The 15,088-nt window shown below is 39.1% G+C and carries 18 protein-coding genes; 14 read left to right on the top strand and 4 right to left on the bottom strand.

From position 1 onward, the window contains the following. Window positions 1-121: 121 nt before the first annotated feature. From mobA to ACE38V_RS05610, 8 genes are all read left to right on the top strand, one after another. Window positions 122-739 carry a molybdenum cofactor guanylyltransferase gene (gene mobA / locus ACE38V_RS05645; protein ID WP_375840230.1) on the top strand — a complete coding sequence of 206 codons (618 nt, stop codon included), beginning with the start codon at window positions 122-124 and terminating at the stop codon, window positions 737-739. A 25-nt stretch (window positions 740-764) separates the two neighbouring features. Further along, window positions 765-1,226: a molybdenum cofactor biosynthesis protein MoaE gene (locus ACE38V_RS05640; protein WP_375840229.1), complete on the top strand. Its 462-nt coding sequence runs from the start codon at window positions 765-767 to the stop codon at window positions 1,224-1,226. After that, window positions 1,223-1,456: a molybdopterin converting factor subunit 1 gene (gene moaD, locus ACE38V_RS05635; protein ID WP_375840228.1), complete on the top strand. Its 234-nt coding sequence runs from the start codon at window positions 1,223-1,225 to the stop codon at window positions 1,454-1,456. The genes ACE38V_RS05640 and moaD overlap by 4 nt, the downstream gene beginning before the upstream one ends. A gap of 59 nt (window positions 1,457-1,515) precedes the next feature. Continuing rightward, window positions 1,516-2,535, top strand: coding sequence for a thiazole biosynthesis adenylyltransferase ThiF (locus ACE38V_RS05630; protein WP_375840227.1), 1,020 nt, complete (start codon window positions 1,516-1,518; stop codon window positions 2,533-2,535). A 151-nt stretch (window positions 2,536-2,686) separates the two neighbouring features. Then, window positions 2,687-3,448: a DUF4230 domain-containing protein gene (locus ACE38V_RS05625; protein ID WP_375840226.1), complete on the top strand. Its 762-nt coding sequence runs from the start codon at window positions 2,687-2,689 to the stop codon at window positions 3,446-3,448. Between the two features lie 11 nt (window positions 3,449-3,459). Beyond that, entirely contained in the window at window positions 3,460-4,137 is a 678-nt protein-coding gene (locus ACE38V_RS05620) for a uracil-DNA glycosylase (protein WP_375840225.1), read from the top strand. A gap of 697 nt (window positions 4,138-4,834) precedes the next feature. Continuing rightward, window positions 4,835-5,128, top strand: coding sequence for a YwdI family protein (locus tag ACE38V_RS05615; RefSeq protein WP_375840224.1), 294 nt, complete (start codon window positions 4,835-4,837; stop codon window positions 5,126-5,128). A gap of 137 nt (window positions 5,129-5,265) precedes the next feature. After that, window positions 5,266-5,637, top strand: a complete 372-nt coding sequence (locus ACE38V_RS05610; protein ID WP_375840223.1) for a DUF423 domain-containing protein — start codon at window positions 5,266-5,268, stop codon at window positions 5,635-5,637. A 44-nt stretch (window positions 5,638-5,681) separates the two neighbouring features. Here ACE38V_RS05610 and gerQ read toward each other — a convergent pair whose 3' ends face one another. After that, entirely contained in the window at window positions 5,682-6,191 is a 510-nt protein-coding gene (gerQ, locus tag ACE38V_RS05605) for a spore coat protein GerQ (protein ID WP_375840222.1), read from the bottom strand. 212 nt (window positions 6,192-6,403) lie between these two features. Beyond that, complete coding sequence (hemQ, locus tag ACE38V_RS05600; RefSeq protein WP_375840221.1) at window positions 6,404-7,150, bottom strand: hydrogen peroxide-dependent heme synthase; 747 nt, start codon at window positions 7,148-7,150, stop codon at window positions 6,404-6,406. Between the two features lie 288 nt (window positions 7,151-7,438). Here hemQ and pta point away from each other — a divergent pair, with 288 nt between their 5' ends. From pta to lipL, 3 genes are all read left to right on the top strand, one after another. Continuing rightward, entirely contained in the window at window positions 7,439-8,416 is a 978-nt protein-coding gene (gene pta / locus ACE38V_RS05595) for a phosphate acetyltransferase (RefSeq protein WP_375840220.1), read from the top strand. Between the two features lie 575 nt (window positions 8,417-8,991). Then, window positions 8,992-9,261 carry a hypothetical protein gene (locus ACE38V_RS05590; protein WP_375840219.1) on the top strand — a complete coding sequence of 90 codons (270 nt, stop codon included), beginning with the start codon at window positions 8,992-8,994 and terminating at the stop codon, window positions 9,259-9,261. A gap of 451 nt (window positions 9,262-9,712) precedes the next feature. Continuing rightward, window positions 9,713-10,546: an octanoyl-[GcvH]:protein N-octanoyltransferase gene (gene lipL / locus ACE38V_RS05585; RefSeq protein ID WP_375840218.1), complete on the top strand. Its 834-nt coding sequence runs from the start codon at window positions 9,713-9,715 to the stop codon at window positions 10,544-10,546. 561 nt (window positions 10,547-11,107) lie between these two features. Here lipL and ACE38V_RS05580 read toward each other — a convergent pair. After that, window positions 11,108-11,842: an RsfA family transcriptional regulator gene (locus ACE38V_RS05580; RefSeq protein WP_375840217.1), complete on the bottom strand. Its 735-nt coding sequence runs from the start codon at window positions 11,840-11,842 to the stop codon at window positions 11,108-11,110. A gap of 365 nt (window positions 11,843-12,207) precedes the next feature. On the opposite strand from ACE38V_RS05580, the gene ACE38V_RS05575 reads away from it, so the two are divergent. The 3 genes from ACE38V_RS05575 to ACE38V_RS05565 all read left to right on the top strand — a co-directional run bounded on the left by ACE38V_RS05575 (window position 12,208) and on the right by ACE38V_RS05565 (window position 14,457). Then, window positions 12,208-12,432, top strand: a complete 225-nt coding sequence (locus tag ACE38V_RS05575; protein WP_375840216.1) for a YuzB family protein — start codon at window positions 12,208-12,210, stop codon at window positions 12,430-12,432. A 170-nt stretch (window positions 12,433-12,602) separates the two neighbouring features. Next, on the top strand, window positions 12,603-13,901 hold the full coding sequence (locus tag ACE38V_RS05570; RefSeq protein WP_375840215.1) for an HD domain-containing protein: 1,299 nt from the start codon (window positions 12,603-12,605) through the stop codon (window positions 13,899-13,901). A 43-nt stretch (window positions 13,902-13,944) separates the two neighbouring features. Beyond that, entirely contained in the window at window positions 13,945-14,457 is a 513-nt protein-coding gene (locus ACE38V_RS05565; RefSeq protein ID WP_375840214.1) for a YwgA family protein, read from the top strand. A 403-nt stretch (window positions 14,458-14,860) separates the two neighbouring features. On the opposite strand, the gene ACE38V_RS05560 is transcribed toward ACE38V_RS05565, so the two are convergent. After that, window positions 14,861-15,046: a 2-hydroxymuconate tautomerase gene (locus tag ACE38V_RS05560; protein WP_075983231.1), complete on the bottom strand. Its 186-nt coding sequence runs from the start codon at window positions 15,044-15,046 to the stop codon at window positions 14,861-14,863. Between the last annotated feature and the right edge of the window lie 42 nt (window positions 15,047-15,088).

Raw genomic sequence — 15,088 nt, 5'->3', positions numbered from 1 at the left:
TTGAAGGAATTTGAGATAAAAAAGAAAGAAAAAGCATAAAAGTCATATTATATCGAACGTAAATCAGGTACATTAGTATAGATAGGCTCCTGAACTTTACAAGAATAGAGAAGGTGAAAGCATGGAAGCAACGGCCATCATTCTTGCTGGAGGGAAATCTAGTCGAATGGGTAGGAATAAGGCCCTCCTTGAAATAGGGGGTATGTCAGTTATTGAGAGAATTGTAACGGAATTATCGAAAGTGACGAATGAGATTATACTGGTTACGAATTCCCCTGCGGAATATCAATTTCTAAACCTCCCGATGGCTGAAGATGAATGGAAGGGTATGGGACCTCTTGCCGGGATTCATGCAGGTCTCCATTTTTCCAAAACAGAAAAAAATCTTGTTGTGGCATGTGATATGCCGTTTATTTCACCTGCATTAGCTTCTTTTATACTGGGAGGCTTGAGTGATATTTACGATGCAGTAGTGCCAGAAATAGCGGGTAAGCTTCATCCTCTTTTTGCGGCTTATCATAAAAGGATTCTTCCTGTTATATCAGAGTCATTACAGAATAAACAGCTCCGAATTCGTAGTATTTTTGAGCAAATTCCTGTTAAGATAGTGAACGAGGGAGATTTTCTCCATGTTCAAGATATGAGGAATGAGTCTAGTTTTTATAATATGAATGAACCTCATGATTTCAAAAGAGCTCAGTTGATCATGCAGGAATTAAAAGATTTAGATAGAATGTAAGAAATCAATAAATGAGGTGTGCAGATTGAATTACCAAATTTCAAAAGAACCGATTAACATTCAATCCGTGATCGAGAAGGTTGTAGCACGGGAGGCTGGGGCAATTACCACCTTTATAGGAACAGTGAGAGAACTAACTAAAGGAAAGAAAACGCTCTATTTAATTTATGAAGCATATGAATCCATGGCAGTGAAAAAGCTAGAACAAATTGGTAAAGAAATAGAAGAGCGCTGGAACGGTACAAAGGTGGCCATAACGCATCGGGTCGGAAAGCTAGATATTACGGATGTGGCGGTTGTTATCGCGGTCTCAACCCCTCATCGTGCAGATGCTTATGAAGCCAATCGTTATGCTATTGAACGAATTAAGGAAATTGTACCAATTTGGAAAAAGGAACATTATGAGGATGGAGTAGAATGGGTGGGAAATCAGCTAGAAACGGTAGCCTATCCATCTGGAAAGCCGCAAGAGGAGGATTTGAAATGAATAAAATCTTATTTTTTGCTCATTTAAAGGATATCGTAGGAAAGGACTTTATTTTGCTTGATTTAGCAGGGAAATCTGTGGCAGAGGTAAAGCAAATCATTTCTGAAACCTATAAGGTCATGAATCTGGAGACTGTGATGACGGCGGTCAATGAAGAATTTGCATCAAATGAGGAAATCATTCGAGCTGGGGATGAAATTGCCTTTATCCCTCCTGTTAGTGGTGGCTGATTACATATTTAGGGGAGATTAACTCGTAAAGATAGAATACAAACGGAGATGAGCTCAAAATGCAAGAGCGCTATTCAAGACAAACATTATTTGCTCCAATCGGCCTATCAGGTCAAGCAAAAATCAGATCCAAGCATGCACTGATTATCGGTGCGGGTGCTCTGGGCTCAGGGAATGCAGAAATCCTCGTAAGATCAGGAATTGGCAAGCTGACGATTATAGACCGCGATTATATTGAGGCATCCAATTTACAAAGGCAGCAGCTCTACACGGAAAAGGATGTCGAGGATAAATTGCCAAAAGCCATTGCGGCAAAAAAACGTCTGCAAGAAGTAAATTCCGATGTTGAAGTGGACGCCATTGTTGGTGATGCTACCCCTGAGGTGTTAGAGCAATATGGTCAAAATGTTGATCTCATCCTTGATGCAACGGATAATTTTGAAACAAGGATGGCCATTAATGATATCTCACAAAAGTACCAAATTCCTTGGGTTTATGGGGCCTGTGTTGGCAGCTTTGGGATGAGTTTCACCATTATTCCGGGAATAACGCCATGCTTAAACTGTTTGCTTAAAACTATTCCCATTCAAGGAATGACTTGTGATACAGGAGGAATAATTGCCCCTGCAGTCCAAATGGTGATTGCTCATCAAGCAGCAGAGGCCCTAAAGGTTTTAGCTGAGGATTGGAATGCGATAAGACAAACGCTTGTAAGCTTTGATTTATGGCGCAATCAATACACGGCGATAAAGGTATCCAAAGCAAAGGATGAGCATTGTTTATCCTGTGGGTCAAACCCAACCTATCCTTATTTAGCGAAAGAAAATTTAACGAAAACAGCTGTGCTGTGTGGAAGAGATACAGTGCAAATACGTCCTCCAAAAAAGATTATGATTCAGCTTCAGCAGCTAGCTGATAAGCTGCAACAACTAGGATATGAAGTGAAAGGCAACCCTTATTTATTATCGGTTGATATCGAGGAGAAGAGAATGGTTATTTTTCAAGATGGAAGAGCTTTGGTTCATGGCTTAAAAAATGAAGACCAAGCGAAATCCATTTATCAGCGTTTATTAGGATAATTGTACCTGCAGCTTATTAGCTTGCAGGTTTTTTTGCCTTTACAAAAACCACTACCAGCAAAAATTCGATTCATTTCAACAAAATTAAACAAAAAATGCACCGTTCCACTTATAATGAAGGAGAATGCCGTTTTAGAGAGGTGTGATAATGATGAGTGAAAAAGATCAAGAATTACATGATCAGCTAGAAGCCATTAGGAAGGAATTACATGAAGCAAAACAACAATCGGCAAGTGCCATCGCAATAGATCAAGGGAATGCCACCTTTACCTTTCCCCGCTCTTTGAAATGGGGCATGAAGAAATGGAGCGGGAAGCTAGTATTGTTCTTTGTTATTTTTCTTCTCCTAGGAGTTTTAATTGGCTCTGGCTTGTTTTATCTTTTTTCTGGAGGAAAGGCGGAAATAGCAAAGGGCAGCTTTGTGGAGCAAATGCGTGATTTATCCTCTCTTGCTACTTCCCAGGCCTATGTAAAGGCTGTGATTGAAAAAGAAGATAATCAATTGTTTGGGAAAGAAATTCAAACCAATATCCCAGGAACGAAAAGGAAGCTGCTCTTGATTGTACCAGGGACAGTCACAGCGGGCGTTGATTTTCAAAAGGTAGGTAAGAAGGATATCGATATTAATCAAGAACAGAAAAAAATAACGATTACCCTCCCTAAGGCAACGATGATTCAAGAGCCCTCTCTTGATTTAAAGAATGCGCAAACCTTCTCTGTGGAAGGAATTTTTCGGAAGGACGTTAATTGGGATGAGGCATATAAGCTGGCGGATGAAGCCAAGGATCAAATAGAACAAGAGGCCATTACCCAAGGAATTTTACAAATAGCAGAAAAGAATGCGGAAAAAACATTAAAGGGATTCACCAAGCAACTGGGTTATACCATGGAAATCAACTACCGTCATGAATAGAGATGAAAAGAATGAAGAAGAAAATAGTTTTGCCGGATGATTGGTTAGAGATGCTTGAGGAGGAGTTTGAAAAACCATATTTAATAAATCTTAAGCATTTTTTACTAAAGGAATACAAGCAGGGTACGGTCTATCCAAAACAGTCAGATGTGTTTAATGCTTTAAACTATACACCATATAAAAATGTGAAAGTTGTTATTCTTGGACAGGATCCTTATCATGGGGAAAATCAGGCACATGGCTTAAGCTTTTCAGTTAAGAAAGGTGTTGATATTCCTCCATCCTTGAGAAATATTTTTAAAGAATTGCGGGATGATTTAGGATACGAGATTCCGCATCATGGAAATCTGCTTAAATGGGCACAGCAAGGAGTGCTATTATTAAATACGGTTCTTACCGTTCGAGCGGGGGAAGCCAATTCACATAAAGGGAGAGGCTGGGAGAGGTTCACGGATGAAATAATCCGGAAATTAAATAATCGGGAAAAACCTATTATTTTTCTCCTTTGGGGACGTCCGGCACAGGCTAAACAAGGCTTGATCGATCGGAATAAGCATATTATTATTACATCCTCACATCCTAGTCCATTATCTGCACACCGTGGTTTTTTTGGCAGTCGGCCTTTTTCACAAGTTAATCACTTTTTAAAAGAAATGAATGAAACAGAGATCAATTGGAAAATCGAATAAAGTGAAACTTCCATCAGTGGGGGTCTTCGACGCACAGGACGTGAAGTGTGCAGACTTATGTGTTGACATCGCGCTTTTAGTCTGTCATTCATCCCCCACTGATGGTTAGTCACGCAAAGCCTGATTGATTTTTCTAAGGGCTGAAGCCCAAAGAAAAATCTTATTTCACTTATCACGCTCATAACGCCACATCCTGTGGCTTCGCCTGACTAGGACCTTAATCCCTCGTCGGACTTTTACGGACAGTTGATCTCCCACTTATCTTCTTCGTATTCTCAGAATCTTGAAGTGGGAGTCAAAATGTCCGTTAAGAGTGGGATAAATCTGACTTCATTTGACATGTTTCACGTGAAACAGACAAAAAAGGCTATTTTTCGCTCATGGAAAATGGCCTTTTTCATAAGGGGTTGAATTAGTACAGAGGGGGAACATAATTGGAGCGTGTGGATTGCTATAAATGTCGTTACTTTTTTGTCACATGGGACCCCAACTTTCCAAAGGGGTGTAAGGCTTATCAATTTAAAACAAAGCAGCTACCGGCGATAGAGGTAAAGAAGGCCTCTGGACAGGTCTGTCTTCGATTTGAAAAGAAGTAATCGCTTTTTAAGGTTATGAGTTTTATCTTCAACAGGAAAAAATAGATAAAGTAGTTTACTATAGAGATAAAAAAAACATGAATGAAAAAGAGGTGTAAAGATTGGCTATTTCGATTCAGCAAATTATGACAAAAATCGAAGAGGAGCTTAAATCTGCAAAGGCGAGCTCTTCAGAGGAAAAAATAAGAGAAAGAATTTATTCAATTAAAACTTTATGTGAGCTTGTGCTTGAGGAACAACCCAGTCAGGCGCATTACTTTCAAGAAGCGAAGAGGATGTCAGTGACACCTCTCCATTCTCCTTTACCAACCTCTGTTCAGCCTCTTGCCACTTCCCAACCGAAAAAAATGGAAATGGATGATGAAGCAAACGGCGATTCCCTCCTGGATTTTTAATTTAGCTATGCAATCAAAATGGTTTCATTTCAAATAGGCTTGTGTTTAAATAAAATTGCAGAATAATTTTCTTAATTTTCATATTTTAACGTGGGAAACTGCTTATTTTTTGGCTTTGGGGAGGAGAATACGAACACATGAAAACATTTATTGTAATTGGGGCCATTAGTGCGTTATTATCAGTCGCATTTGGAGCTTTTGGGGCACATGGTCTAGATGGGAAAATTGAGCAAAAGTATTTAGACATTTGGAAGACCGGTGTGACTTATCAAATGTTCCATGCGACAGGATTACTTATCATTGGGATTTTATTAGGAAAATATCCATCCAGTTCTTTATTAACCTGGTCTGGATGGCTGATGTTAATTGGGATCATTTTATTTTCAGGAAGTCTTTATATCCTTAGTGTAACGAAAATTGGAATCTTAGGGGCGATTACACCATTTGGTGGAGTTTCTTTTATCGTCGCCTGGGCATTAATAGCCATTGCGGCTGCTAAATTATTCTAACAATAAAAAAGATGCTGAATGAGGTGCTCAGCATCTTTTTTATTTTATCTTGGAGGAAAAGTTGTAATCCCCGGAGATGCTCCGTAAGGATACTCGTATTCGAGCTCCTCATCAAATGTAGCGTAGTTAAAAAATACCATTGGAATTAAGGTTCTTCTGCCTGTTTGCGGATCACTTAAGATGAGATGGTCGCGTCCAGCCGCTTCGATAATGCCTGTAAATACTTTTCTGTCTGTCGAACCTTCACCATCAAAAGAGGCATAGACGGTTGTCAGTTTCCCTTTGTTTAATCGTAAAATATTTTCAATATAGGATTGCTCCAAAGGCAGCATTCCTGGTATTTGGGGGGCAGCTGCCCCAGCGATTGTGACTGTACTAGGTGGAGGTGGTGAAGGTATAGGTGTAGTTGGTACTCCAGCACCTGTTGGCATTTGCGGAAAAAAGGGCTGTGCTCCAAAGGAAGGAGCTTGACCTGTTCCTCCATAATAAGGCTGCTGATAGCTTATTCCTGTTTGCCGATAATCAACATATTGATTTTGATATGGTCCTTTCAAACGTTTTCCCTCCTAAAACATTCAGTTTAAGTATCGTTTTGACATAGGGGTATGGCTTTTTGAAAAACTTTTAAAGATGGCTTAACGATCTGTAAATGGACATGCGGATATGAAGTTGATGAAGACTCACTAATTTAAGTTATGAAGGGTTTAATGGATTTATGACAAAAAAGGCTAACTCTATTAGAGAAGAGTTAGCCTAGAATGATTTATTAGTTGATATGAAGGAATGGAATGATACGGTCTTCATCTAGTAGATTTCCAACAAAGAAGGAACCGAATTCTCCATATCGTGCGCTCACTTCATCAAAACGCATTTCATAGACAAGCTTTTTAAATTGCAGAACGTCATCTGCGAATAGGGTAACGCCCCATTCATAGTCATCGAAGCCGACAGAGCCTGTAATGATTTGTTTTACCTTTCCGGCATATTTACGACCAATCATACCATGGCTGCGCATTAAATTGCGGCGATCCTCCATCGGAAGCATGTACCAGTTATCCTCTCCTTGGCGTCGCTTATCCATTGGATAGAAGCAAACATGCTTTGCTTTAGGTAGGATTGGGTAAAGTCTAGCTAATACATCAGGGTTTTGATATGGATCCTGATCAGAAGGTAGATAGTTGCTAAGTTCGACTACGGAAACATAAGAAGTCGTTGGAATCGCATACTCCGCTAATTTGGATTTATTAAATTCCGTTTCGATTTCATTTAATTCTTCCATCGTAGGTCGTAAAATCATCATCATAAAGTCCGCTTTTTGACCAACAATCGTATATAATGCATGACTTCCTTCCTTATCAGCCTGAGTTGTATTCCATTTTTCAACAAGACCTAGAAATTCATTGATGGCTGCTTGACGTTCATCAGGGGGTAACATTTTCCATGATGTCCAATCAATCGCACGGAAGTCATGAAGACAATACCAACCATCAAGCGTAGTTGCTGCTTCACTCATTGCAATCACTCCTATTATTTTCATTAACACCATTTTCACCATTACTATATCACAGTTTCACCAAGACGCCCTTGATTAAACCTTGAAGATCGACAAGATTCGCGGGACATATGGAAAAATTTGAAAACAAAAGTAAAAATAGGTCTATTAAAATTGCATTTCTAACATTTATAATATTTTAAAAAAAGAGACTTTTCAATGTAAACGATAACAATTTCGATATTTGTTGAAATTATTAAAAAGAGATGGGTATGCTAAGGACGTATTGTAAAAGGAGGATATATAAAGATGAGTGATCTATTTTCAAGCTTAAAGGAAAAAGTAACAGGACAAAATCTAAGAATTGTTTTTCCAGAAGGTCTTGATGAAAGAATTTTAAAGGCAACTAGTAGATTAGCTTCCGACAAAGTTCTTACACCAATTTTAATAGGAAATAAGGAGGAAATCGAAGCAAAAGCTAGTGAATTACAAATTTCTGTTGAAGGAATTGAAATTCATAATCCAAAAGACTATGGGTTGATGGACGAGCTAGTTGCTTCTTTTGTTGAGAGAAGAAAAGGAAAAGCAACAGAAGAAGACGCGCGTCGTATTTTACTAGATGAGAATTATTTCGGTACGATGCTCATTCATACAAATAAAGCAGACGGATTAGTAAGTGGGGCTGCCCATTCTACTGCAGATACAGTGCGTCCAGCATTACAAATTATTAAAACAAAACCAGGCGTGAAGAAAACATCCGGTGTTTTCATTATGGTTCGCGACGACGAAAAATATGTATTTGCTGATTGTGCCATTAATATTGCCCCAGATAGCCAGGATTTAGCAGAAATCGCAATTGAAAGTGCAAAAACAGCAAAAATGTTTGACATTGAACCAAGAGTTGCCATGTTAAGCTTTTCAACAAAAGGTTCTGCGAAATCTCCTGAAACAGAGAAGGTTTCCGATGCCGTTGAAATCGCCAAGGAATTGGATGCTAACCTTGTTTTAGATGGGGAATTCCAATTTGATGCAGCGTTCGTTCCATCTGTTGCACAGAAGAAGGCTCCAGATTCTCCACTTCAAGGGGATGCCAATGTATTTGTATTCCCAAGCCTTGAAGCAGGAAATATTGGTTATAAAATTGCACAACGCTTAGGCAACTTTGAAGCAGTTGGACCAATTCTTCAAGGTTTAAATCGTCCTGTGAATGATCTTTCTCGTGGCTGTAATGAAGAAGATGTTTACAAATTAGCTTTGATTACAGCAGCACAAGTGCTAAGTAAATAAACAATGAATAAACGATGGCTGTCTCAATTAGCGAGACGGCCTTTTTTTTGTTGTTTTGGAAAAATATTACTTTCTAAGACTGTGAGGTTAAGCGAGAAGAGTTCAAGAGGTGTCCGGTATTGGACAGGAGTCGAGGGAAGAAGAGAAAGTGAGCTGTTAATGGACAGGAAAGCAGGAAAAAGAAGAGACGGGGTCCATAAGCGAGCTGTTAATGGACAGGAAAGCAGGAAAAAGAAGAGACGGGGTCCATAAGCGAGCTGTTAATGGACAGGAAAGCAGGAAAAAGAGGAGACGGAGTCCATAAGCGAGCCGTTAATGGACAGAAATGCGGGAAAAGGAGGAAAAGGAGTCCATAAGAGTGCTGTTAATGGACAGGAATTAGGGAAAAAGAGGAGACGGAGTCCATAAGCGAGCCGTTTATGGACAGAAATGCGAGAAAAAGAGGAGACGGAGTCCATAAGAGTGCTGTTAATGGACAGGAAAGCAGGAAAAAGAGGAAAAGGAGTCTATAAGCGAGCTGTTAATGGACAGGAAACGAGGAAAAAGAGGAAAAGGAGTCCATAAGAGTGCCGTTAATGGACAGGAACCAGGGAAAAGAAGAAAAGGAGTCCATAAGAGTACCATTTATGGACAGGATTGCAGGAAAAGGTCGGAAAGGAGTCCCAAAGCGAACCGTTAATAGACAAAAATCAAGGAAAATGACCAAAAAGGAGTCCAAACAGATTCAGACGTCCAAAATGGATTCTGCAGCAACCGAATCCGAAACAAGCCCCATCCGGACAGTTTACATAATTCCAAAAGCAAACAAACCAAATTCGAAAAGCCCGTCGATGAAATCCATGTAAGAGTTCCTTGAAAAGCAATCCTTGCAAAAATAGAAACAGCATCTCTACCCTCAACAGTCATGATGCACCCCTTTTAATCCAAAGGCTAAGGGGGGACTGTTCCATTCAACCGCAATTGATCATGCTTTTTTTAACCCAATAATTCGCGATTTCTGCAAAAAGCTAGGTAGTTGAGCAACTAAATCTCACGGTGCTCAATAGGATACAAGCCATAATCAATAAACCAATCAAGGTTGTCGTAGGAATGACAAAAAATAAACCGATCCAAACATCGGAAACATCCTTGCAAACGGGGCTGGTTCCTAAGTGATTCTATTCAAAGCATGGATTTGTTTTACCGCAAGCTTTTCCCCTTCATTAAGAAATCTTTTATGGAAAATGGTATAATGATATCTCCAAAGAAAACGGGATAGTGAGAAATTTTTTAAATCAGGAAAAAGGAGCTAAAGCCATGGATGAAGCACAAGAATTATTGTATCAGAAGGAATGGAGGGTCATTGACCAATCTGTTACGGGACTCCATTTAGATCCCCTTCAATCATTTGGAATGGATGATACATTATGTGCATCAGTTGGTTCTGGTACTACTCCTGCAACAGCAAGGGCATGGGTCCATCACAATACGATCGTATTAGGGATACAAGATACAAGATTGCCTTATTTAGCGGACGGACTAACTTATCTAAAAGAGCAAAACTATCATTACATTGTGCGGAATTCAGGTGGGCTTGCGGTTGTCCTTGATGAAGGGGTATTGAATCTCTCATTAATTTTTCCTGAGAAGGAAAAAGGAATTGATATTAATCGGGGATATGAAGCAATGTTTCAGTTAATCAAGGAAATGTTTGCCGATTTCCATCAAGAAATTGAAGCAAGGGAAATCGAAGGGTCCTATTGTCCAGGAAGCTATGATTTGAGTATTGATGGAAAAAAATTCGCAGGAATCTCCCAGCGCAGAATCAGAAATGGTGTGGCTGTTCAAATCTATCTTTGCGTGAAAGATAGTGGCAGCAAGAGAGCGGAGCTGGTGCAAAACTTTTATTTCCTTGCACAAAAAGGCGAAGAAACGAAGTTTAAATACCCCTTTATCAATCCGAGTGTAATGGAATCTTTATCGGAGCTTCTTGGCGTATCATTATCTATTCAAGATGTTATGCTACGCTTTTTGCAAGCTCTTCAGAAAAAGAGTGAGACTTTGTATATGGGACAACTAATGGATCAAGAATGGCCCTTATTCGAAGAGTATTATCAGCGGATCATTGAGCGGAATGAGAAGTTTTTTTGAGAATGTGGAATTTTTCTTCAGTTTGTGCGGGAATAGCGTTATAAAGATGTGGTGTTATGGTATGGCAGATTGCGAATAAGTGTTGGGAAGTGCGAGAAGGGCAGGCAGGTCGCGAATAAGTGTTGGGAAGTGCGAGAAGGTTAGGCAGATTGCGAATAAGTGTAGAAAATCGCGAGAAAGCTGGGCAGACCGCGAATAAATGTAAGAAGTCGCGAGAATGCTGAGAAAATCGCGAATAAACGGCCTATTTCGCGAATAAAATCAGCGCTCGCGAATAAAAGTACCATTTTCGCGAATAAAAATTAAAAGTCGCGAACAAATATAGGAGATTCGCGAATAAAAATCAAATATCGCGAATAAATAGTTCCCATTGCTCTATTTTCATATCCTAAAGCTTGAATCCATCAAATAAATGATGTTTTTTGCATAAATTAGGCGTTTTCCACTCTAAAAGGCTGCTGCCAAAACTAAATCTGGTAGCAGCCTTTCTAAATTCGAGGGATTGTTGCCGAATACTCCTTGGGTTTTTTGCATTTAGGCGGTAGGCCCTGAAAGAACCGATTATTCAGCGACCTTTTCCAAGTTGCCGTTTCTGTCCATCTTGAACTTCGTGGTGGCTGGCCTTTCTTCTTCATCAAATAAGACTAGCTTTCTTGCACGGTTCATGATTTTCATTAATGTCTCGTAATCTTCTTGCATTGTGACGGAGTTTTGCTCTAACTCCCCTATCTTTTTCTCTAATGATTCATTGCGATTTTTGATTTCAGCCATTTCTCTTTTTAATCTTTCATTCTCACTTTTCAAAATATCCACTTGAAAATTGGAATTTTTTAAGCGATGTAAATAACCAATCACTTGGTCGAGATTGAGATCACTTTGAACCGGCTGATATGAAGGTGGAATGGTTGGAGCCATTTCCTGGCTCATTTCAACGGTTTCCATCACTTCGTTCACATCAGTAGTTGCAGGCTCAGAGACCTCAGAAACGATAGGTTCTACTTCTTCCATCGTTGGAATCGGTGGAGCATATAGTAGTTTCTTTTTCCCACTTTGTTCTTTACCTAGCATTCTTTGTCTTTGCTTTCGTTGCTTTTTAGCAAGGGAAAGGGCTTTTTCATAGCGGTGACGCACAACGGCATTCCATCTGAAACCGCAGGCTGCGCTTGTTCTATTAAGTTTGTCACCCACCTCTTCAAAGGCATTTAGCTGCGTGCTTCCTTCTCTTACATGTCTAAGCACTGTTTCAGCTAGTAATAAATCATTTTCATCTGTCCAAGCATCTTGGCGAACTTTCATATTTCCTCAACTCCCATTTTTTAGTATATTTTTGAATGTTCTAGTCTAATGATTGCCAGAATCTGAAAGCTTTATACAAAAAAGGTTTGAAAGGATAGTAGATTTTTTACAAGTAATAAGAAAAGAAGGTCACATGCGGAGATGAACTTAGCCTTAGAAGAATCAAATTGCACGGGCTCCATGAATATTTTTTTCATGAAAGACAAAAGCTTTTACTAATGATTTCAACTTGCATTAAAAAATAAGAAAATGTAAAATACCCTGTAGATTAATTTTTCAATCGGAAGAACATGCGCTTTTTTAGAAGTGATAAAATAGAGCTTGAATCGTTCAAGCATGTTGTTCAGTAGAAAGGGATGTAAAGAATGGCAAACGAATTTCGAGTTTGCGATGATTGTCAGGGAGTAAATTTAAAAACGTTAATTCCTATGCTAAAAGAGATTGATCCAGATGCTAAGATTGAAATTGGCTGTCAATCTTATTGTGGACCAGGAAGAAAGAAAACATTTGCTTTTGTCAATAATCGCCCAGTTGCAGCATTATCAGAAGCTGAATTAAAGGATAAAATCAATCAAAAATTAAAAAAATAAATGAGAATCGCCTTGTGGATCAACGCTTAGGCGGTTTTTCTTTTTCTGTTCATCGCTTTAAGCCTGTCTTTTGGCAGAATAATTTTTGTCGAAAGGACATGAATTTTTTAGCAAATTGTGGAGATTTGGCTTTATAATAAGAATAAGATTACTAGGAAGTGGGGGAGAAGATGGTTTATTCGGCTGAAAAACTGATGGAAGAAAAGGTTTTTAAGGATCCAGTTCATCGCTATATTCATGTACGCGATCGAGTCATCTGGGATTTAATCGGTACGAAGGAATTTCAGCGGCTAAGAAGAATCAAACAGCTCGGTACGACCTATTTGACCTTCCATGGTGCCGAACATAGCCGATTTAACCATTCTCTAGGTGTTTATGAGGTGGTCCGAAGAATTGTGGATGATGTGTTTGAATGGCGACCAGATTGGAACCATGATGAAAGACTTCTAACCTTATGTGCAGCGCTGCTTCATGATTTAGGGCACGGTCCTTTTTCCCATTCCTTTGAAAAGGTTTTTGATCTTGATCATGAATATTACACCCAGCAGATTATTTTAGGAGATACCGAGGTTCATCAAATCCTAACAAGGGTTAGTGCGGATTTTCCCAAAAAGGTGGCAGAGGTGATTGCCAAAACTTATGAAAATAAGCTTGTCATTAGCCTTATTTCTAGTCAAATTGATGCCGACCGTATGGATTATTTGCAAAGGGATGCCTACTTCACAGGGGTGAGCTATGGTCATTTTGATATGGAACGGATTTTGCGTGTTATGCTCCCAAAAGAGGATCAAGTGGTGATTAAGCATACCGGAATGCATGCTGTTGAGGATTACATTATGAGCAGATACCAGATGTACTGGCAGGTCTACTTCCATCCAGTCACAAGAAGCGCAGAAGTGATTTTGACCAAAATCCTTCATCGAGCGAAGTATTTGTATGAGCATGCTTATTCCTTTAAACAGCACCCCATCCATTTTTATTCATTGTTCGAGAACAAAGTAACGTTAGAAGATTATTTAAAGCTAGATGAAGGGGTTATCCTCTATTACTTTCAAATCTGGCAAGAGGAAGAGGATGTCATCTTAAGAGATTTGGCCAATCGCTTTATGAACAGAAATTTGTTTAAGTATGTCGAATTTGACCCTGCTAAGGAATATAAGAAACTGACGGAACTTTCCATGCTCTTCACCAAAGCGGGTTTGGACCCGGATTATTATTTAGTTGTGGATTCTTCTTCAGACCTCCCTTATGACTTTTATCGTCCAGGTGAGGAAGAAGAGCGTTTGCCGATTCAGCTTTTGATGAAAAATGGCGAGATTCATGAGCTATCACGAGAATCCGAGATTGTCGATGCCATTTCAGGTAAAAGGCGAACCGACCATAAATTATATTTTCCGATGGATTTACTATTCGATGAAAGGTCTAAACGCAATATTAAAAGACAAATACGGATGATTTTAGATATTTAAAGGGTTTAGTTTGTGGAATTAATGGAGTAGGAGATGACAAGTAGTGCTTAAAGACCACGCCAAGATCATGCACGCTATCGAAGTTTCTGGCGAGATTGCCGGAAGAAAAAAGCTGCAGAAAATGATTTATATTGCCAAAAAAATATCTTTTCCATTTCAAGAAAGATTTCAATTTCATTTTTACGGACCTTACTCCGAAGAGCTTACCTTACGAGTGGAAGAACTGTGTAATATGGGATTTTTACATGAAGTGAAAGAGAAAAAAAGCGGGTTTTATCAATATCGCTACACATTAACGGAGAACGGGAAGGAATTTTTAAATCTGAATGAGGATATTGAAATGCCCTCTTTAGAGGATTGCTTAACGGATATGAATCGTCAAAATGCTAGATTTCTTGAGCTCGTCTCTACTGTATTATTTTTCGATAATTTGCTGCGTGAAGAGGTGCAGGACAAGATTTTTACCTTAAAAAGCAAACAGCATTATACTGAAGAAGAAATTGAAGAGGCTTATCAATATATTGAGAGTCTTAAGGGGAAAGTGAAGATTTCATAGCGAGAATGGTTTAAGCTGGGTCTCTATCGGGGCTTGGCTTTTTTGTTCTGGAGAGGGGATAAGTGGAGGGGGCGGGCAAATTAAAGAGAGAAGCGTTCTCAATAAAGTGTAAATGTAGCGCTCATAAGAATAAACGATTTTTCTAAGGGTAAAATCAAAGTAAATATTGTTCATTAGAGGAATCAACCCGCCTTGCAGTCAATAAAAATCAAAATAACGACCATAAATCCCCAAAAAAAAGAGACTTTTGGACAACCAACAATGGTTGTCCAAAAGTCTCTAATAATTTATCAACACTACTCATTAGGCATTCCCTCGATTGACTTATTATTCTCTTTAAAGGGCTGCCGAATGGATAGGTAAAAATCATGTTCTTGCTCAAATTCCCAAAATAATCATATGCTTATTCATCACTTAAACGTTTTCCGCCAACTGCATAATGATTTTTTGTCATTTCCTCAATAAACACAACGATTTTTTCCTTTGGTGCCCCTGTTGTTTCATTGACAGCATCCGTTACTTTTTCAACTAATGCCTTTTTTTGTTCTTCGGTACGGCCTTCTAGCATTTTTACGGTTACGTATGGCATGAAAATCAAGCTCCTTCATATGGTTTAGTATGGTGGCAACCT

It is taken from the genome of Cytobacillus sp. Hz8 (assembly GCF_042263505.1).
Classification (GTDB): Bacteria; Bacillota; Bacilli; order Bacillales; family Cytobacillaceae; genus Bacillus_BE.
The sequence above is the reverse complement of the archived record's forward strand: the minus strand, read 5'-3'. Positions and strand labels throughout refer to the sequence as shown.